Source organism: Leeia speluncae (assembly GCF_020564625.1).
GTDB classification, from domain to species: Bacteria; Pseudomonadota; Gammaproteobacteria; order Burkholderiales; family Leeiaceae; genus Leeia; species Leeia speluncae.
Window position 1 is genome coordinate 80649 of the sequence record NZ_JAJBZT010000001.1, and the last position, 17989, is coordinate 98637.

Consider the following 17989-nt stretch of genomic DNA (forward strand, 5'->3'; position numbering starts at 1 on the left):
CTGAATGGTGTGGGCGGGTGGTGAAACAAACTCTGCCCAAGAGAGGAATACAAAAATGCGTGCACTCAAGATCAAAAATGTTAAAAAGAGCTTTGGTGGGGTGGATATCCTAAAAGGGATTGATATCGAAATCGAACCTGGTCAGTTCCTGATTTTGGTCGGGCCGTCTGGTTGCGGAAAATCAACGCTAATGAATCTGATCGCAGGCTTGGAAACAGTGACGAGTGGTGAAATTGTGATTGGTGATCGCGTGGTAAACGATGTGCCACCAAAAGATCGCGATATCGCCATGGTGTTTCAAAGTTATGCGCTCTATCCAAACATGAACGTGAAAAAGAACATCACGTTTGGTATGGAAATGCGGAATGTGCCGAAAGACGAACAAGAAAAGATTTTGGCACGTGTCGCAAAGATGCTGCAAATCGAGCACCTGCTAGACCGTAAACCATCGCAGTTGTCTGGCGGTCAGCGTCAGCGTGTTGCAATGGGTCGTGCGCTAGCGCGTGATCCTGGTTTATTCTTGTTTGATGAGCCGTTATCAAACCTAGATGCTAAGTTGCGCGTGGAAATGCGTACAGAAATTAAGTTGTTGCATCAACGCACCAAGACAACTGTTGTGTATGTGACGCACGATCAAATTGAAGCGATGACACTTGGTGATCGTATTGCCGTGATGCGCGATGGTGTTATCCAGCAATTTGGTTCGCCGCAAGATATTTACGATAATCCAGCTAATATGTTCGTGGCAGGCTTTATTGGATCTCCTTCCATGAACTTCATTTCTACCAAAGTGGTCGCTAATGAAGGTGGTGTCGGTGCAGAGGTTCAAAGTGGGGATAATCGCTGGGTGTTCCCGCTGCAAGACCCTCAAGGAAAGTTGTCTGCATGGGTTGGCAAAGAGGTTGTTTTAGGTATTCGTCCAGAGCAATTTACGGCTGCCGATGAAGGTCAATCTGGTTACGATTGCAAGGTGGAAATTATTGAGCCAACAGGCCCAGACACCCTTGTTTTTGTTCACTTAAATGGTAAAGAAGTGGTGTGTCGCGTGCACCCGCTTAAAGCTAAATTGCCAGGTGAGGTTCAGCGCATTGCGGTGGATCTTTCTAAGGCTGTTGTTTTCGATCCAAAAACTGAAGCACGTATTCTATAAACATGCTTTAATAGATGTATCGATTGGACAATCGAACTTGGGAGCACTGTCAAAAGTGCTCCCTTTTTCTTTTGTGCTTAGGTAATGTAGTCTTGCTGATATAAAGTACAGCGAACGTAAAGATTTATATAGGATTGAGCATGGTGGGTAAACAAAACCTCCACTATGATCAATTATTAAGCCGGTTTGGATTTGTGTATGCAAGTTGCGCTCTTATCAGATATTCATGGCAATTTACCTGCACTAGAAGCGGTGGTTGCAGACATTCAAACAAGAGAGGTGGACTGGATAGTGAATCTTGGTGATTCATTGTCGGGGCCGTTGTACCCATTTGAAACAGCAGAATTTCTGATGCGCCAAAACTGGTTGCATTTAAAAGGTAATCACGAGCGTCAATTACTGACGCAGCCAATTGAAAAGCAAGGGCTCTCGGATGCTTATGCTTTTCATATACTAAAAGACGTGCATTTTAAATGGCTGGCCGGTTTGCCCGAAAGTATTGATCTGGCGGGCAAACTGTATTGTTGTCATGGTTCGGTCAGAAGCGATACCGAATACTTTTTACATTCAGTGACTGATCGCGGTGAAGTGGTGTCGGCAACTGCAATGGAAGTGTTAGATCGGTTGGCAGGGGTGAATTTTCCGGCGGTGGCCTGTGGGCATACACATCTGCCCGCGTGGCATTTGGCATTAAATGGTGCAATGGTTGTCAATCCCGGGAGTGTTGGGTTGCCGGCTTATGATGATGAGCATCCTGTTTATCACCGGGTTGAAAGTAATGATGTAAGAGCAAGTTACATGCTCATTCGGTTGAATGAATTTCCTGTTGGGGTTGAGATCGTGCGAATAGCGTACGACCATCAGTCTGTCGCTAAGCGGGCATTGAAAAATAGCCGAGCAGACTGGGCAAGTGCGCTTCAGTTTGGTGTGCTTGGTAAGGAGGTATCTCTTTAAGAGTTCAGATTGGTTTTGTCAAGCATTGGAAAAGCTGGTATAATCTGAATGTTATTAAATTCGTAGTTGTATACGATGGGCCTTGTGCCCATTTTTCGTTTCTGGAAAGCCTTATGGACGTTCGTCAATTGATTGAAAGCACCCTGTCTGGAATGGGGTACGAGCTTGTAGATATGCAGGCAACGCCACGCGGTGGCATGCAACTGTTCATTGATCGCCTAGATCATTCATCAGGCGGCGTGACAATTGACGACTGTGTAAAGGTAAGTAACCACCTTAGCAATTTGTTCTTAGTTGAAAACGTTAGCTATGAACGCCTAGAGGTGTCTTCTCCTGGCTTGGATCGTCTTTTAAATAAACCAACAGACTTTGAACGGTTTGCTGGCAAAAAAATTAAGGTCAAGTTGCGAGTGGCGGTAGAAAACCACAAAAAAGTGGTTGGTTACTTACAAGGTCTTAAAGACGATGTGTTAACGGTGACTGTGGATGGCAAAGATTGGAATTTGCCAATGCAGCAAGTTGACAAGGTACGTCTAGAACCAGACTTCTAAGTACATACTAAAAAAATAGATGAACACCAAGTTGCCGAATCGTGCAACAGGTGTTTGAACAGAATGGTAATTGTTTATTGAATTGGTGCGAATTTCGCCCGGAGGCAAGACATGAGTCGTGAAATTCTGTTGCTGGTCGATGCGCTGGCGCGGGAAAAGAATGTCGGTAAAGAAGTTGTGTTTGGTGCACTAGAATATGCGCTGGCTTCTGCAACCAAAAAGCGCTACGAAGAAGATATCGACGTGCGTGTCGAAATTGATCGCCACACTGGCGAATACAAGAGCTTCCGTCGCTGGGAAATTGTAGAACGTGATGTGTTCGAATTTCCAAGTAAGCAGATGATGCCGCACGAAATTGAAGAAGATTACCCAGAGCTAACATTGGCACTAGGTGATTATCTTGAAGAGCCACTAGAAGCGATCGAGTTCGGTCGTATTGGTGCGCAAACTGCTAAGCAAGTGATTTTGCAGCGCATTCGTGATGCTGAACGTGAACAGTTGCTAGAAGACTTCTTGGCACGTAAAGAGCATTTGGTGAACGGCGTGATCAAGCGTATGGACCGTAATGGTGCCATCGTTGAAGCCGGTAAACTAGAAGCACTGTTACCTCGCGATCAAATGATCCCGAAAGAGAACTTGCGTGTTGGTGACCGTGTTCGTGCTTTCTTGGCAAAAATCGAGCGTACTAATCGCGGTCCTCAAATTCAATTGTCTCGTACCGCACCTCAATTCATTACTAAGTTGTTTGAATTAGAAGTGCCAGAAATTGAAGAAGGTCTGATCGAGTTAAAAGGTGCTGCTCGTGACCCTGGTGTACGTGCAAAGATTGCTGTGAAAAGCAATGATCCACGTATTGACCCACAAGGTACATGTATCGGTATGCGTGGTAGCCGTGTTACAGCTGTAACAAATGAGCTAGCAGGTGAGCGTGTCGACATTATCTTGTGGTCTAGCGATGCAGCTGGTTTTGTGGTGAACGCCTTGGCGCCTGCAGAAATTAGCCGTATTGCCGTGGATGAAGAAGCGCACAGCATGGATGTAGTGGTCAGCGAAGATCAATTAGCAATTGCGATTGGTCGTGGCGGTCAGAACGTTCGCTTAGCTTCAGAACTAACTGGCTGGCAAATCAACATCATGACCGTTGATCAGGCAGAAGAAAAACATCAAGCAGAATTTGCTGCGATTCGCCAATTGTTCATCGAAGCACTAGATGTCGATGAAGAAGTGGCGGATGTGCTGGTGCAGGAAGGCTTCTCTACACTAGAAGAAGTTGCCTATGTGCCATTGGCTGAAATGCTTGAAATTGATGCGTTTGATGAAGAAACCGTCAATGAACTACGTAGCCGTGCTCGCAACTCATTGTTAACCCGTGCCATTGCTAGCGAAGAACAGCTAGAAGCTGGTGCAGTTGGTTTGCAAGAAGTTGAAGGCGTGGATAGTGATATCGCCCACAAGTTGGTCGAAAAAGGTATTCAAACCCGTGATGATCTGGCCGAGTTGGCAGTTGATGAACTGGTAGAAATTACTGGCATTGACGAGGAAAAGGCAAAAGCCCTGATCCTAAAGGCGCGTGAGCACTGGTTTAATTAAGAGCACTCCGAAATAGGGAGCGGGTATGTCAATTTCAAATGTCGCACAATTTGCTGATGAGCTAAAACTCAAGCCAGAGTTGTTGCTAGATCAGCTTAAAGCGGCTGGGGTCAACAAATCATCTATTAAAGATGAACTATCAGAGCACGATAAATCCCGGTTGCTGGATTATCTACGCCGTCAACACGGTGCAGGTGATGCATCCAAAAAAATTACGTTAACTCGTCGTCAAACGAGTGAAATTCGTCAATCAGATGGTTCTGGCCGTGCTCGTACCATTCAGGTTGAAGTAAAGAAAAAGCGTGTGTTTGAAAAGCGTGAAGCAGTAGTTGAGTCTGCAGTTGAAGCAGCTGCTGAAGAAGCTTTGAATGATGCCGCCGAAGTGGCAGAAGAATTGAGCACTGAGGTTGTTGCAGAGGTAGCTGAAGTTGTAGAGGCAGTTGTTGAAGTGCCTGTAGCCGTTGAAGAGCCTGCGCCAGAAGTGGTCGAAGTAGCTGCTGAACCTGTAGTTGAAGAGGTTGTTGTTGCAACCCCTGAGCCGGTTGTTGAAGCTGAGCCTGTGGTTGAAGCCGTTGCGCCTCAAGTTGAAGAAGTGGTAGAAGCGCCTCCAGTGGTTGTTGCAGAAGAAACAGACACGCGCGCTCGCCCACAAGGAACTCTGCACGTGAAACATTCTATTCTGACGCCAGAAGAAGTTGCTAGCCGCGAAGCTGAAGCTAAGCGCCAGCAAGAGCTACGTGCACGCCAAGACGCCGATCGCCTTGCTCGTCTAGAGCGCGAAGAGCGAATTAAGCGTGCTCAGGCTGCTCAGCAAGAGGCCGCTAATGCGCCAAAAGTTGAACAGGCTAAAGGTAACAAAGATGCCAAACCAGGTGCGAAACCTGCGAAACCAGCTACGCCACAAAAGCCAGCTGCAGCAGTGCAAGCCATGGTGGACAAGAAAGACAACAAACGTGGTGGCCGTGATGACCGTGAAGGTGATGGCGGTAAGAAGCGTGGTGGTCTGAAAGTTCGTGGCGCGACAGACGGTGGTACCGGTGATTGGAGAACGAAGAAGGGTGGCAAAAACCGTCACCAAGCTGATGTTCAACAATTCCAAGCGCCAACTGAACCAATTGTACGCGATATTGCTGTGCCTGAAACCATTACCGTGGCAGAACTTGCTCACAAGATGGCTGTGAAAGCAGCTGAAGTGATCAAGACCATGATGAAAATGGGTTCTATGGTCACGATTAACCAGGTGCTAGACCAAGAAACTGCCATGATTGTGGTAGAAGAAATGGGGCACGTGGCAAAGGCTGCTAAACTAGATGATCCAGAGTCATTGCTAGAAGCAACTGATGGCAACCAGCAAGAGTTTGCTAAATCTCATCGTGCACCAGTGGTGACAGTGATGGGTCACGTTGACCATGGTAAAACTTCGCTACTTGACCATATTCGCCGCGCGAAAGTGGCGTCTGGTGAGGCGGGTGGTATTACTCAGCACATCGGTGCGTATCACGTTGAAACTGAACGTGGCATGATTTCCTTCCTTGATACCCCAGGTCACGAAGCGTTTACCGCTATGCGTGCTCGCGGTGCGAAGGTAACTGACTTAGTTGTGTTGGTGGTTGCTGCGGATGATGGTGTGATGCCTCAAACGATTGAAGCGATCCACCATGCCAAAGCCGCTAATGTACCTATCGTGGTTGCGGTGAACAAGATTGATAAAGCGGAAGCAAACGCAGAGCGTATTCGCCAAGAGTTGACTCAGCACGAAGTGGTGCCAGAGGACTGGGGTGGCGACTCAATGTTTGTTGATGTTTCTGCAAAAACAGGTCTTGGCATTGATAACTTGCTAGAGGCGATTCTGTTGCAAGCCGAGGTGCTAGAGCTAACCGCCTCTCCAGAAGCGCCAGCTAAAGGTATTATTATCGAAGCCCGCTTGGATAAAGGTCGTGGTTCTGTTGCGACAATGTTGGTGACAGACGGTACGCTACGCCGTGGCGATATCGTTCTTGCTGGTGGCGTGTACGGCCGTGTCCGTGCGATGCTAGATGAGAACGGTAAGCAAATTAACGAAGCAGGTCCATCGATTCCTGTTGAAATCTTAGGCTTGTCTGAAGTGCCAAATGCTGGTGAAGATGCAATGGTACTGGCGGATGAGCGTAAAGCACGTGAAATTGCCTTGTTCCGTCAAGGTAAGTTCCGCGATGTGAAACTGGCTAAACAGCAAGCAGCTAAACTTGAAAATATGTTCGAGCAGATGGCTGAAGGCGAAGTGAAAACCTTGCCGTTGATCATCAAAGCAGACGTTCAAGGTTCTTACGAAGCGTTGGCACAGTCACTACAGAAACTGTCTACGCCAGAAGTAAAAGTGAACATTATTCACAGTGCGGTTGGTGCAATCAGTGAATCTGATGTGAACTTGGCAATTGCTTCTGGTGCGGTCATGATCGGCTTTAACGTACGTGCGGATGCACAATCACGCCGTCTGGCTGAAAATAATGGTGTAGATATTCGTTACTACAACATTATTTACCAAGCAGTAGATGATGTGAAATCTGCATTGTCTGGCATGTTGGCACCAGAAAAACGTGAACAAGTAATCGGTATGGTTGAGATCCGCCAAGTATTCGTGATCTCTAAAGTCGGTACGATTGCTGGTTGTTACGTGCATGATGGTGCGGTACGTCGTAACTCTGGCGTACGCGTATTGCGTAATAATGTGGTTATCCACCAAGGTGAACTCGATTCGCTCAAGCGCTTCAAAGATGATGTGAAAGAAGTGAAGAGCAACTTTGAGTGTGGTCTGTCACTGAAGAATTACAACGACCTGAAAGAAGGCGATATGTTGGAAATCTTCGAAGTGGTAGAGGTAGCCCGTTCACTGTAAGTTGCCTAATAGACAATTGCAGTCGGTAACCAAATGACGCCAAAGCTACGGATTTAACCCCGTAGCTTTGCGTTTTTGTAAGATAAGGAATAACTATGTCCAAGCACTATTCGCGTTCTGATCGCGTTGCACAACAATTGCAGCGTGATATTGCCGAATTGATTCGTGCAGAGTTGGATCACCCTAAAGCATCGTTAATCACGATTACTGACATGGAAGTAACGCGTGATTACTCGCATGCCAAAGTGTTTTATACCTTTATGGGTGATGCAGCTGAAACAGTAGAAATTACGGCAAAGTTAGAGCAGGCAAAAGGATTCTTGCGCTCTGAATTGGCACGTGGCATTAAGCTTTTTAAAATGCCTGAATTGCATTTCATTTATGATCATTCGATTGAAAATGGTATGCATTTGGATCGTTTGATTTCTGAAGCGAATCAACAACATAGCGATGATGAGTAATACGCATGAAGCGTAAGATTGATGGCGTTTTGTTGATTGATAAACCTTATGGTTGGTCTAGTAACAAAGCGTTGATGAAAACGCGTTGGTTGTTACAGGCTCAGAAAGCAGGGCATACAGGTGTACTAGATCCTTTAGCAACGGGATTATTGCCTATTTGCTTTGGTGAGGCGACTAAATATGCTCAGCGATGGCTAGATGCTGACAAAGGTTATTTGGCAACTATCTCTTTAGGTCAGACCATGACGACTGGTGACTTAGAGGGTGAGGTGTTGGAAATCAAGCCAGTTACCTGCACGGAAGCAGATGTTCACCGGGTATTAAGCCAGTTTTTAGGGCAAATTTCTCAGGTGCCTCCTCTGTATTCTGCGCTTAAGCACCAAGGTAAGCCGCTTTATGAGTATGCGCGTGCTGGTCAGGAAATTGAAAGACAAGCGCGCACAATTACTATTTATGAGTTACAATTGATATCTTGCCAACTTCCTGTGCTGGAAGTCGCTGTGCGTTGCTCTAAAGGCGCGTACATTCGAACACTAGCAGAGGATATTGGTAAAGCGTTGGGGTGTGGGGCGCATTTATCTGCACTTCGTCGCACAGGTACAGGTGGTTTTGATTTGTCTTCTTCGTATACGATTGAAGCAGTTGAAGCGCTTGATATGGACGCGCGAGAAGCGCTGCTATTACCGGTAGATCTGCTATTAGGCGATTTACCTCAATTGATTTTGCCTGCGGCAGAATCAATTAAGTTGTCTCATGGTCAGGCTGTGCGCCATAACGGTCAACCAGGGCAACAACGGGTATACAACCCTGAAGGAAAATTCATCGGTTTAGGTGAAATTCGTGAAGGTACGTTATATCCGGCGCGCATGATGGGAAACGCCTGAGTTTGGGCTTGGACGCAACCTGTTTGCAGCGGAAAAATTTAATTGACTAGTTATCTTCTTAGATAACCATACTTGGAGAAATAAAATGGCGTTTACCGTAGCCCAAAAAGCAGAAGTTGTTAAACAGTATCAGCGTAAAGATGGCGATACCGGTTCTTCAGAAGTACAAGTTGCTTTGTTGACCGCTCGTATCAACGATTTGACTGGCCACTTCAAAGAGCACAAAAAAGACCACCACTCTCGTCGTGGTTTGTTGCGCTTGGTTAGCCGTCGTCGTAAATTGCTGGACTACCTAAAACGTACAGATCTAGATCTATATCGTTCTCTGATCGAACGTCTAGGTCTGCGTAAGTAATACCTGGCGGTTGACCGCTAGCCTGTATGCCACCCGCCGCTAATGTTAGGGCTGGGTGGCATATTCGTATCGAGGGAAGGGAGTCTCTAATCGTGCCCGGCACCATTTGGGTGACGTGCAGGCTTAGAGTCTTCCTTCGGCAAGGCGAGCCGTTCGGGCATGCCGATACACCGTAGTTTTCGATTCCACTTGATGATGAGTTAGTGATTGATATCAAGCGTTGGGGAAAGAGAATGAACTGTGGTCGGGTTTAATGTGTGAAAGGAAATGTTTTGAAATTACAATTAAGCTCTGTGAAAAAAAGCTTTCAGTACGGCCAACATACCGTAACTTTAGAAACTGGTGAAATCGCTCGTCAAGCAACTGGCGCAGTGATTGCTAGCATGGGCGACACCGCTGTTTTAGTTAGTGTGGTAGCTGCATCTAGCGTCAAACCTGGTCAGGATTTCTTTCCTCTGACCGTTGATTACCAAGAACGTACATACGCTGCGGGTAAAATTCCTGGTGGCTTCTTTAAGCGTGAAGGCCGTCCTAGCGAGAAAGAAATTTTAGTTTCTCGTTTGATCGACCGTCCTCTACGTCCGTTATTCCCAGAAGGCTTCTTCAACGATATTCAAATCGTTGCGACCGTCATGTCTGTTGATCCACAGATCGATCCAGATATCCCTGCAATGTTGGGTGCTTCTGCTGCGTTGGCAATTGCTGGTGTGCCATTTGATGGTCCTATCGGTGCTGCACGTGTTGGTTTTGTGGATGGCCAATATGTATTGTGTCCAACAGTAGACCAATTGAAGAATTCATCATTGGATCTAGTGGTTGCTGGTACTGAAACCGCTGTATTAATGGTTGAGTCTGAAGCAAAAGAATTGCCTGAAGATGTGATGCTTGGCGCGGTTGTATTTGGTCACGAGCAAATGCAAGCTGCGATCAATGCAATCCTAGACTTGGCTGAAGAAGGTGGCAAAGATCTTTGGGATTGGCAAGCAGCTGCTTCTGACGAAGAAATGGAAGCGCGCGTTGCAGGTCTTGCACAAGAAGGCATTGCAAACGCTTATCGTATTCGTAACAAACAAGAACGTTCTCAAGCCCTGTCTGAATTAAAAGAAAAAGTGTTTGCAGAAGTCCTGACTGAAGACATGGGCACCGAACGTGTTAACCAGATCAAGAACATGTTCAAATCGCTAGAAGCTAGCGTTGTTCGTGGTCAGATCTTGGCTGGTGAGCCACGTATCGACGGTCGTGATACACGTACCGTTCGTCCAATCGCTATTCGTTCTGGTGTCTTGCCACGTACACACGGTTCTGTGTTGTTTACTCGCGGTGAAACACAGGCATTAGTGGTTGCTACGCTAGGTACGCCACAAGACGTACAAACAATTGATTCGATCATGGGCGAATACCAAGATCGTTTCATGTTGCATTACAACTTCCCTCCGTACTCTACCGGTGAAGTGGGCCGTGTTGGTACGCCAAAACGCCGCGAAATTGGCCATGGCAACTTGGCTAAACGTGCGTTGAAGGCTGTATTGCCAGCGCAAGAAGATTTCGCATACACCATGCGTGTTGTGTCTGAGATCACTGAATCTAACGGTTCTTCTTCAATGGCTTCTGTTTGTGGCGGTTGTTTGTCACTAATGGACGCAGGTGTGCCACTAAAATCACACGTTGCTGGTGTAGCAATGGGCTTGATTAAAGAAGGCAACCGCTTTGCTGTGTTGACCGATATCTTGGGTGATGAAGATCACCTAGGCGATATGGACTTTAAAGTAGCGGGTACCGATACTGGTGTGACCGCACTTCAGATGGACATCAAGATCAACGGTATTACTAAAGAGATCATGAAAGTGGCATTGGACCAAGCAAAAGCTGGCCGTATGCACATTCTTGGTTTGATGAAAGAAGCCGTTTCTGGTGCTAACGAAGAAGTGTCTCAACACGCTCCTCGTATGTACACCATGAAGATCAATCCGGAAAAAATCCGTGATGTGATTGGTAAAGGTGGTGCAGTGATTCGTGCGCTAACGGAAGAAACTGGCACACAGATCAATATCGAAGAAGATGGTACGATCACGATTGCTTCTGTTGGTGCTGAAGGCGCTGCATTGGCGAAAAAACGTATCGAAGAAATTACCGCTGAAGTTGAAGTCGGCGCAATCTATACTGGCCCAGTAGTAAAACTGCTTGAGTTCGGTGCGATTGTTAACCTAATTCCTAACAAAGATGGTTTGCTACACATCAGCCAGATTGCTCACGAACGCGTGAACAATGTTGCTGACTATGTGAAAGAAGGCGATACCGTTACTGTTAAGGTATTGGAAATCGACGAAAAAGGTCGTGTGAAATTGTCTATGAAGGCATTGTTACCACCTCCTGAGAAAAAAGCACCTGCAGCGCCAGCTGAAGATGCTCAAGGTTAATTGATCGCGCTTGCGAAATTAGCCCTAAGAAAGCCACCAGCAATGGTGGCTTTTTTTATTGGTGCGGTTACTTGTTTAAGGGGAGTTATAATCGAGTTCTTACTTCTGCAATGATTTGCATCGCCTCTCTTAAGCGTGCATGATCTGGGGCTGACGCAAGTGCCATACGGATGCCGGATGGGCTGGGTGTAGCGGTGGTACTAAAAACCCTGTCTGAAGCAACGCGAATACCGTGTGAGAGCAATAAATTAGCAAGAATGTGACTTTGTTGTTCGGTTTGCGTATGTAACCAACGGTGTGGGCTAAAGTGCTCATCTGTTTCAGATTGTCCAATAAACGAATCCGCAATTTGATGCCGCAAATGCATTTCCTTCTTTTGTTTTTGTAGTCGCTTTAATGCGGTGCCTGTCTTCAGCCACTCTTCTGCAATATCTGCTTGTAGCGGGTTTACATACCAACTTGTGCTGTGCCAATGTCCTTCACCAAATGGTAATTGTTTACCTGGATCAAAAATGGCACCAATTCTTAGGCCTGGCGCTACTGTTTTAGATAGGCCACTAATGTAGATTACTTTTTCGGGGCAAATAGAAACCATTGCTGGTTGTGGGTGTTTGGCAAAAGGGCCGTATACATCTTCTTCTATGACGGTGATGGGGTAGCGTCGAATGAGCGCAGCTAAGGCTTCTCTCTCTGCAATCGGCATCGTCATGGTGGTCGGATTATGCAAAGTTGGCATTAGCACCAGTGTACGAATACCGCCTTGTTTTAATTTCTTCTCTAGTTGAATTAAGTCGATCCCCGTTTTAGACATGGGAATGCCGATTAATCGAATGCCTAATTGCGTAGCGACCGTTTTTAAACCTGGGTAGGTAAGGGATTCGCAGAGGATACTTTCTCCTTTGGATACGAAACTAGCGAGTACTTCTGTTAAAGCGTGCTGTGCGCCTGTGCATAGTGTTAAATCGCTTGTATTTACTTTCCCCGTTTGGTGTTGGTGTTCAAACCAATTCGCTAAAGCATCTTTGATTGGTTGCCAATCATCCCATTGTCGATAAGCCATGGTGTGGGCGAGTGATCTGGTTTGACAAAGATGTTGCAGGGTTTCTGATAGATCTTGGTCGTCTGCATGAATCGGATAGGTGCTAACGGATAGATCTATCCAGGTAGATTCATGTTTGGCTAAGGAAAATAATTTCGGTGCTGCATTTGGGTGAGAAACAAAGGTGCCATTTCCCATGGCCGCATAGACTAGATGCTGGCTAATAGCTGTCTTATAAGCCCGGGTGACGGTAGATAAATGTACACCCAATAAATCGGCTAGCAATCTTTGTGGCGGAAGGCGTTCTCCCGGTTGTAGTTTGCCATTTCGAATATCAAATTCAATTGCAGAGACGAGCGCAAGATAGCGAGGTCCTGAATAGGTGCTGAGATCGGGTAACCACATAGCGGATAAACACAATGGATAGAGTATGAACAGTATGAAGCGCTTATAGAGGAATTGTCATGCAGACATTTGCTTTTTTTACTACAAATTGGTTAAGGATAGATGAAAACGTATCCGTTAAATTACCTAGTAGGGTGAATAACTGACTGGCGATTATTGCAAAAAGACGTCGTTTTTGTTTCATTAACTGTTTTTTACAAAGGTGAGACAGATGTTTGCCAATCTGAAAATCTCGACCAAGTTGACGGTTAGTTTTGTTTCTATTGCAGTGCTATTGCTGATTGTGATGGGAATGGGGCTGGGTAGCTTGGGTATATTAAAGTCTGGGATGTCAGATACAGCTGCCGTTGGTGAGCGTGCCCGTACGCTAAGCCAAATGGAAGCAGCAACGATGAATCTCGCCATTGTTGCAAGAGCTTCTGTCTCAGATATGAATAATGAGACGACGGATAAGAACTTGAAAGCCTTATTAGCGGGGATTAATGAGCTTGAAGCCGATGCAAATGCTTATCAAGCGGCTGCGAAAGATACGCAAACACCTGCAGAAGCGGCGATTCTGACAAAGTTGATGGAAAGCAAAGCCAAGATTGTTCCACAGTTTAAAGAGATTCATAAGTTGGTACAGTCTTATCTTCATGGCGAAGGTACGAATGTCTTTCAGACCATTGTCTGGCCTGAAATTCAAAAGCAAAAAACTTGGTACGCTGAGCTTAAAAAGCAGCAAACTGGTTTGTTAAAGGCAACAGAGCAACATGCAATTACGACCTACCAAGCGGCATTTACTGGGCTCTTGGTTGTTTCTGCTATTTCTGTGGTGCTGAGCTTAGTGCTTGGTGTGGTGGTCACCAAAAGTGTGGTGCAACCATTGCGAGATGCGGTGGATGTGGCAGAAAAAGTCGCTAGTGGTGATCTGACTGGTGAGTTGCTGGTTACCCGCAAGGATGAGACTGGGCAATTGTTGCTGGCGCTTCAAAAAATGAAGAAAAGTTTAGCAGCAACCGTGTCTACGGTTTTTGGCGGGGCAAAAGATGTAAAAGAAGCTTCAGCAAGCTTACTGGATGCAACACATGGTTTACAAGTTCGTGTGACATCGCAAGTGGAAGCCACAGCAGCAACGGCTGCTGCGGTGGAGCAAATTACCGATAGTATGAGCAATGTCGCCGATGCTGCGGATGATTTGCGCGCATTATCTGGCAAGAGCTTGCAGGCAACGCAAGAAGGCAGCAATCGCTTGGTGGAATTGACCGCGCAAATTACTTCTGTTGAAAATAGTGTGACGGATATTGCTTCTGCGGTGCAATCATTTGTGGTGAGTACGCGTGAAATTACCGCCATGACGCAGCAAGTGAGAGAGATCGCTGATCAAACCAATTTGCTAGCCTTAAATGCGGCGATTGAGGCGGCGAGGGCGGGTGAACAAGGCCGTGGATTTGCCGTGGTGGCGGACGAGGTTAGAAGGCTGGCAGAAAAGTCTGCGCTATCTGCAAGTAGTATTGATGAAGTGACACAAGAACTGGCGAAGCAATCTACCCGCGTGGCAGAGGTGATTGAAAAAGGCCGTGAAGCGATGGCAGCAGGTTCTGTTGCCGTTGTGAAAGTGTCAGAAACGTTGGCTGCTTCGCGTGATGCAGTTGAACAAGCCAATGCGGGTGTAGACGATATTGCCGCTTCTGTACGAGAACAAAAACAAGCGGCGACTGCAATTGCAATGTCGATGGAAGAAGTGGCGAGAATGTCGGATGAAAATGCATCAACCGTCGCTGCCGCTTCTTCACAAGTAGATGACATGGCTGCGGTGGCGAATCAGCTAGCATCTTCGGTGAGTGTGTTTAAAGTCTAGCTGACGATGGATCACTGAATGAAAGGCCTTGTTGAGAGACAAGGCCTTTTTCTTTTGTGTCGGCAAAATTGTCATGCAGACATTATCGATTTTATGTGCGGGATACTTAGTTCACCCAAACAGAAGGAGATAATCATGCAATGGCCAACCTTAGCGCAATTAGAAGTGGCTGCGAGCATTGTGTATGAATCAATGCCCGCTACGCCACAATATACATGGCAGCAACTAAGCCAACTATTTGGGCGTACGGTTTGGGTGAAGCATGAAAACGTCACTCCATTAGGCGCGTTTAAAATGCGGGGTGGTTTGGTGTATGTAAAAAATTTAGCTGCGCAACAACCAACTGCACGCTTAGTGTCTGCCACCAGAGGCAATCATGGACAGTCGATTGCTTTTGCGGCGGCCAAGTATGGTTTGCCGGTGACGATTGTTGTACCAGAAGGGAATAGTGAGTCTAAAAACCGGGCGATGCGTGCGCTTGGTGCGGATTTGCGCGTGATTGGAGCGGATTTTCAAGCCGCACGAGAAGCTGCTGCCCATATCGCTCAAACCGAAGGCGGTGTGTTGGTGCCTTCGTTCCATCCAGATTTAGTCATGGGGGTGGCCAGCTATGCCTTAGAGTTAATGCGCGCTGCACCTGATTTGGCACGTATTTATGTGCCTATTGGTATGGGCTCTGGCGCGGCAGGTGTGTGTTATGCCAAAGCGGCTTTAGGACATCATGTCGACATTGTTGGGGTAACTTCTGCGCATGCCCCGGCGTATGCTAGAGCGTTTGAAACAGGGGACTGTATACCAATGGAGGTGACTACGCAGCTGGCTGATGGGTTGGCATGTCGTAGTCCAGACGCGAATGCGGTTGCGGTATTACGCAAAGGGTTATCGCGTGTCGTTGAAGTAACTGATGATGAAGTTAAAATGGCGATTCGAACCTTGGCAGAAATGACGCATCATTTGGCTGAAGGGGCAGGGGCCGCATCCATGGCTGCTGCCATGCAAGACCTTCAAGCTAATCGTCTAGATGGTGTTGGCCCTATCGCTATCTTGATGACGGGGGGCAATATTGATTTACCCGTATTAGGTGAAATCTTAAATGCCCCTGTCTCTATTGGTTTGGACGAACATGTGCTGGCTTGATACAGCTACAGCATAGTGGGAGATTGAGATTCTGTCCACGTTGGATATTTCTGCATGACTGCATCAAATACGGGCTGGTTTTGCATTGCACTTAACCACGCCCGTAATTGTGGGTAATTTGCTGCTTCAAACCATACCGGGTCTACTTTAGCAAACTGCCGGATAAATGGAAAAATGGCAAAGTCAGCCAACGTAGGTGTCTCTGCAAGTAGAAAGAGATTGCTGCTTAGGCATGTTTCTAACGCTGTTAAAAAGATCTCTCCCATTTCTCTATGTGTGGTTTGAGGCAAATCCGGATAACGCTCTGGGTATTTATAGCGATCGAGTGACGCTTTAAACTCTCCATCATTGGTCGCAATGAGTGAGTCAATTTGTGCCCGTAACGATGACGGGTACCATGCTAAATCGGCTGATTGGGAAATGGCCCAATGCATGATTTCTAAGCTTTGCTCGATAACCTGCCCGTTAGCTAACACCAATACAGGGACCGTTCCCTTTGGGGACTTTTCTAACATAGGGGCAGGTTTGGCGCGTAGGCTAATTTCCCTTACTTCTACTGTCATGTTGGCTGACTTCAATGCCATGCGAGCGCGCATGGCGTAGGGGCATCGACGGTAGGAATATAAAACCGGAAAATTCATTTGGGCCTGCTACAAAAGAAAACAAAGCAGAAAGATAGCAGATTTTTCATTTCTGCTTTGTTTTGTTCTTCTTTTTATTTTGTAAGCAGCGGTAACTTCCGCACCGTCACCCTATCTTTTAGTGCATTTAATGCGATGAGATGCACCATTTCACTCACACTTGCACAACAATCCCCCAAAACTTCAATTGAGTAATCACTCGCCATGTTAGATAGCGCAGTAAAAGCAATGCAGTTATGCGTCATCATGCCTGTGAGGAGGAGTTTGTTGATGCCTAAGTTGACGAGCGTTGCTTGTAAGGTGGTTTCAATAAAGCTATCTGCATGCTGCTTGATGACGATAGGGGCGTCCGGAACGGATGCCAAAATAGCGGGGTGAATGGCGACACCTTCTGTGCCCGCATTAAAAAATGGTGCTGGCGAGCTTGGGTCGCAAATATGCTGGATAAGGATGACCGGCATGGCTGCTTGCTTGGCTTCTTCAATTGCTAATAAGGTATTGCTAAGGGCGGCATTGGGCGCCCAAAGCGGAAAGGCGCCATTTTCAAAATAATCGTTTTGGATGTCGATCACTAGCAAAGCGGTAGATGAAGTCATGATGAGTCTCCTTGGTTGTTTGTGAATGGATGTAGTCATTTTGCATCGTGACTTAGTGAATAGGTGAGTGGCCTAAATGACAATAAGTGATAAGATTGGGCCATCTAATTAGAAGGCTTTCAGATGAAAAAGCAGATTGCTATCTTTGCCTTTGAAGGGATTAGCCCTTTTCATTTGTCTGTGCCTGCCATTACATTTTCAGGCCGAGAAATAGGCGATACTCACTATGAAGTGAGCGTATGCGCAGAGCGAAAAGGGCTGTTAAAAACAAATGCCGGTTTTTCGATTGAAATTACCCATGACTTAACGCTATTTTCAACTGCAGATATCGTCATCATTCCAAGCTGGCATGAAGATGTTTCGATTACGCCCTCAGCGGCCTTAGTGGAAGCCATCCTTTCCGCACATCAGCGGAATGCTCAGATTATTGGGCTTTGCCTTGGGGCGTATGTGCTAGCTGCAACAGGGTTATTGGATGGGCAATCTGCCACCACGCATTGGGCGTTTGCAGGAGATTTTGCTGCAAGGTTTCCAGCGATTCGATTAGCAGCAGATGTTCTCTACATAAAGGCCGGTCAGTGTATGACGTCTGCCGGAACGGCAGCGGGTTTGGATTGCTGTTTGTCGATGATTCGAGAGCAGCATGGTGCGGAAGTGGCGAATCAGGTGGCGCGCTCGCTAGTGGTGCCGCCGCATCGGCAAGGCGGTCAGGCGCAATACATTGTGCAGCCGATTCCAACCTCCAAACGTAATGGGCGGTTAGATGATCTCATGGAAGAGATTCGTACTAACTTAGCCGCAGATTATTCAATTGACCAAACCGCAGATAAAGCACTAATGAGTCGAAGAACGTTTACGCGCCAATTTAAGCAACGAACGGGAAAATCATTTGGTGATTGGTTGTTAGACGAGCGGCTGTTTTATAGCCAGCGCTTATTGGAAACCACTTCATTAACGATTGAGCAAATCGCGCTCCAAGCAGGGTTTAACACCTCGGTAACGTATCGATACCATTTTTCAAATCAATTTGGGGTATCTCCCATCGCGTGGAGAAAAACCTTTGTGTAGTCTACCGATCACTTGAAAATCTGCTA

At 46.6% G+C, this 17989-nt stretch carries 15 protein-coding genes; 12 read left to right on the top strand and 3 right to left on the bottom strand.

Annotation, left to right across the window (positions count from 1 at the left end):
• Positions 1–55 precede the first annotated feature (55 nt).
• The 9 genes from LIN78_RS00350 (at position 56) to pnp (ending at position 11237) form a co-directional block, all read left to right on the top strand.
• The gene (locus LIN78_RS00350; protein ID WP_227177357.1) at positions 56–1150 is read left to right on the top strand and encodes an ABC transporter ATP-binding protein; all 1095 of its coding nucleotides are present in this window, start codon (positions 56–58) and stop codon (positions 1148–1150) included.
• 198 nt (positions 1151–1348) lie between these two features.
• Positions 1349–2104 (top strand): metallophosphoesterase family protein, encoded by a 756-nt coding sequence (locus LIN78_RS00355; protein WP_227177359.1) that lies wholly within the window; start codon positions 1349–1351, stop codon positions 2102–2104.
• 113 nt (positions 2105–2217) lie between these two features.
• On the top strand, positions 2218–2655 hold the full coding sequence (rimP, locus tag LIN78_RS00360; RefSeq protein WP_227177360.1) for a ribosome maturation factor RimP: 438 nt from the start codon (positions 2218–2220) through the stop codon (positions 2653–2655).
• Between the two features lie 111 nt (positions 2656–2766).
• Positions 2767–4245 carry a transcription termination factor NusA gene (nusA, locus tag LIN78_RS00365; protein WP_227177362.1) on the top strand — a complete coding sequence of 493 codons (1479 nt, stop codon included), beginning with the start codon at positions 2767–2769 and terminating at the stop codon, positions 4243–4245.
• Between the two features lie 25 nt (positions 4246–4270).
• Positions 4271–7120 carry a translation initiation factor IF-2 gene (gene infB, locus LIN78_RS00370; RefSeq protein ID WP_227177364.1) on the top strand — a complete coding sequence of 950 codons (2850 nt, stop codon included), beginning with the start codon at positions 4271–4273 and terminating at the stop codon, positions 7118–7120.
• A gap of 95 nt (positions 7121–7215) precedes the next feature.
• Complete coding sequence (gene rbfA / locus LIN78_RS00375; RefSeq protein ID WP_227177366.1) at positions 7216–7581, top strand: 30S ribosome-binding factor RbfA; 366 nt, start codon at positions 7216–7218, stop codon at positions 7579–7581.
• A 5-nt stretch (positions 7582–7586) separates the two neighbouring features.
• Positions 7587–8465, top strand: a complete 879-nt coding sequence (gene truB, locus LIN78_RS00380; RefSeq protein ID WP_227177368.1) for a tRNA pseudouridine(55) synthase TruB — start codon at positions 7587–7589, stop codon at positions 8463–8465.
• An 85-nt stretch (positions 8466–8550) separates the two neighbouring features.
• Positions 8551–8820 carry a 30S ribosomal protein S15 gene (gene rpsO / locus LIN78_RS00385; protein WP_227177369.1) on the top strand — a complete coding sequence of 90 codons (270 nt, stop codon included), beginning with the start codon at positions 8551–8553 and terminating at the stop codon, positions 8818–8820.
• A gap of 272 nt (positions 8821–9092) precedes the next feature.
• A complete protein-coding gene (gene pnp / locus LIN78_RS00390; RefSeq protein ID WP_227177371.1) occupies positions 9093–11237 on the top strand; it encodes a polyribonucleotide nucleotidyltransferase in 2145 nt (714 codons plus the stop codon).
• Positions 11238–11322: 85 nt separating this feature from the next.
• Here pnp and LIN78_RS00395 read toward each other — a convergent pair whose 3' ends face one another.
• On the bottom strand, positions 11323–12681 hold the full coding sequence (locus LIN78_RS00395) for an aminotransferase-like domain-containing protein (protein ID WP_227177373.1): 1359 nt from the start codon (positions 12679–12681) through the stop codon (positions 11323–11325).
• A gap of 211 nt (positions 12682–12892) precedes the next feature.
• On the opposite strand from LIN78_RS00395, the gene LIN78_RS00400 reads away from it, so the two are divergent.
• Positions 12893–14521 (top strand): methyl-accepting chemotaxis protein, encoded by a 1629-nt coding sequence (locus LIN78_RS00400; RefSeq protein ID WP_227177375.1) that lies wholly within the window; start codon positions 12893–12895, stop codon positions 14519–14521.
• A gap of 135 nt (positions 14522–14656) precedes the next feature.
• A complete protein-coding gene (locus LIN78_RS00405) occupies positions 14657–15658 on the top strand; it encodes a threonine dehydratase (RefSeq protein WP_227177377.1) in 1002 nt (333 codons plus the stop codon).
• Between the two features lie 5 nt (positions 15659–15663).
• Here the strand turns inward: LIN78_RS00405 and LIN78_RS00410 are convergent, their stop codons facing one another.
• Together LIN78_RS00410 and LIN78_RS00415 are read right to left on the bottom strand one after the other, a co-directional pair.
• Entirely contained in the window at positions 15664–16299 is a 636-nt protein-coding gene (locus tag LIN78_RS00410; RefSeq protein WP_227177379.1) for a glutathione S-transferase, read from the bottom strand.
• Positions 16300–16373: 74 nt separating this feature from the next.
• Positions 16374–16895 carry a cysteine hydrolase family protein gene (locus tag LIN78_RS00415; protein ID WP_227177381.1) on the bottom strand — a complete coding sequence of 174 codons (522 nt, stop codon included), beginning with the start codon at positions 16893–16895 and terminating at the stop codon, positions 16374–16376.
• Positions 16896–17018: 123 nt separating this feature from the next.
• Here LIN78_RS00415 and LIN78_RS00420 point away from each other — a divergent pair, with 123 nt between their 5' ends.
• On the top strand, positions 17019–17963 hold the full coding sequence (locus LIN78_RS00420; protein WP_227177383.1) for a GlxA family transcriptional regulator: 945 nt from the start codon (positions 17019–17021) through the stop codon (positions 17961–17963).
• Positions 17964–17989: the final 26 nt, after the last annotated feature.

What these genes read in the sequence shown, in the direction of transcription:
- infB (WP_227177364.1), top strand. Translation starts at nt 4,271, where the DNA reads ATGTCAATTTCAAATGTCGCACAATTTGCTGATGAGCTAAAACTCAAG.
- LIN78_RS00350 (WP_227177357.1), top strand. Translation starts at nt 56, where the DNA reads ATGCGTGCACTCAAGATCAAAAATGTTAAAAAGAGCTTTGGTGGGGTG.
- truB (WP_227177368.1), top strand. Translation starts at nt 7,587, where the DNA reads ATGAAGCGTAAGATTGATGGCGTTTTGTTGATTGATAAACCTTATGGT.
- LIN78_RS00415 (WP_227177381.1), bottom strand. Translation starts at nt 16,895, where the DNA reads ATGACTTCATCTACCGCTTTGCTAGTGATCGACATCCAAAACGATTAT.
- LIN78_RS00355 (WP_227177359.1), top strand. Translation starts at nt 1,349, where the DNA reads ATGCAAGTTGCGCTCTTATCAGATATTCATGGCAATTTACCTGCACTA.
- LIN78_RS00395 (WP_227177373.1), bottom strand. Translation starts at nt 12,681, where the DNA reads ATGTGGTTACCCGATCTCAGCACCTATTCAGGACCTCGCTATCTTGCG.
- LIN78_RS00410 (WP_227177379.1), bottom strand. Translation starts at nt 16,299, where the DNA reads ATGAATTTTCCGGTTTTATATTCCTACCGTCGATGCCCCTACGCCATG.
- rimP (WP_227177360.1), top strand. Translation starts at nt 2,218, where the DNA reads ATGGACGTTCGTCAATTGATTGAAAGCACCCTGTCTGGAATGGGGTAC.
- LIN78_RS00405 (WP_227177377.1), top strand. Translation starts at nt 14,657, where the DNA reads ATGCAATGGCCAACCTTAGCGCAATTAGAAGTGGCTGCGAGCATTGTG.
- LIN78_RS00400 (WP_227177375.1), top strand. Translation starts at nt 12,893, where the DNA reads ATGTTTGCCAATCTGAAAATCTCGACCAAGTTGACGGTTAGTTTTGTT.
- nusA (WP_227177362.1), top strand. Translation starts at nt 2,767, where the DNA reads ATGAGTCGTGAAATTCTGTTGCTGGTCGATGCGCTGGCGCGGGAAAAG.
- rpsO (WP_227177369.1), top strand. Translation starts at nt 8,551, where the DNA reads ATGGCGTTTACCGTAGCCCAAAAAGCAGAAGTTGTTAAACAGTATCAG.
- rbfA (WP_227177366.1), top strand. Translation starts at nt 7,216, where the DNA reads ATGTCCAAGCACTATTCGCGTTCTGATCGCGTTGCACAACAATTGCAG.
- LIN78_RS00420 (WP_227177383.1), top strand. Translation starts at nt 17,019, where the DNA reads ATGAAAAAGCAGATTGCTATCTTTGCCTTTGAAGGGATTAGCCCTTTT.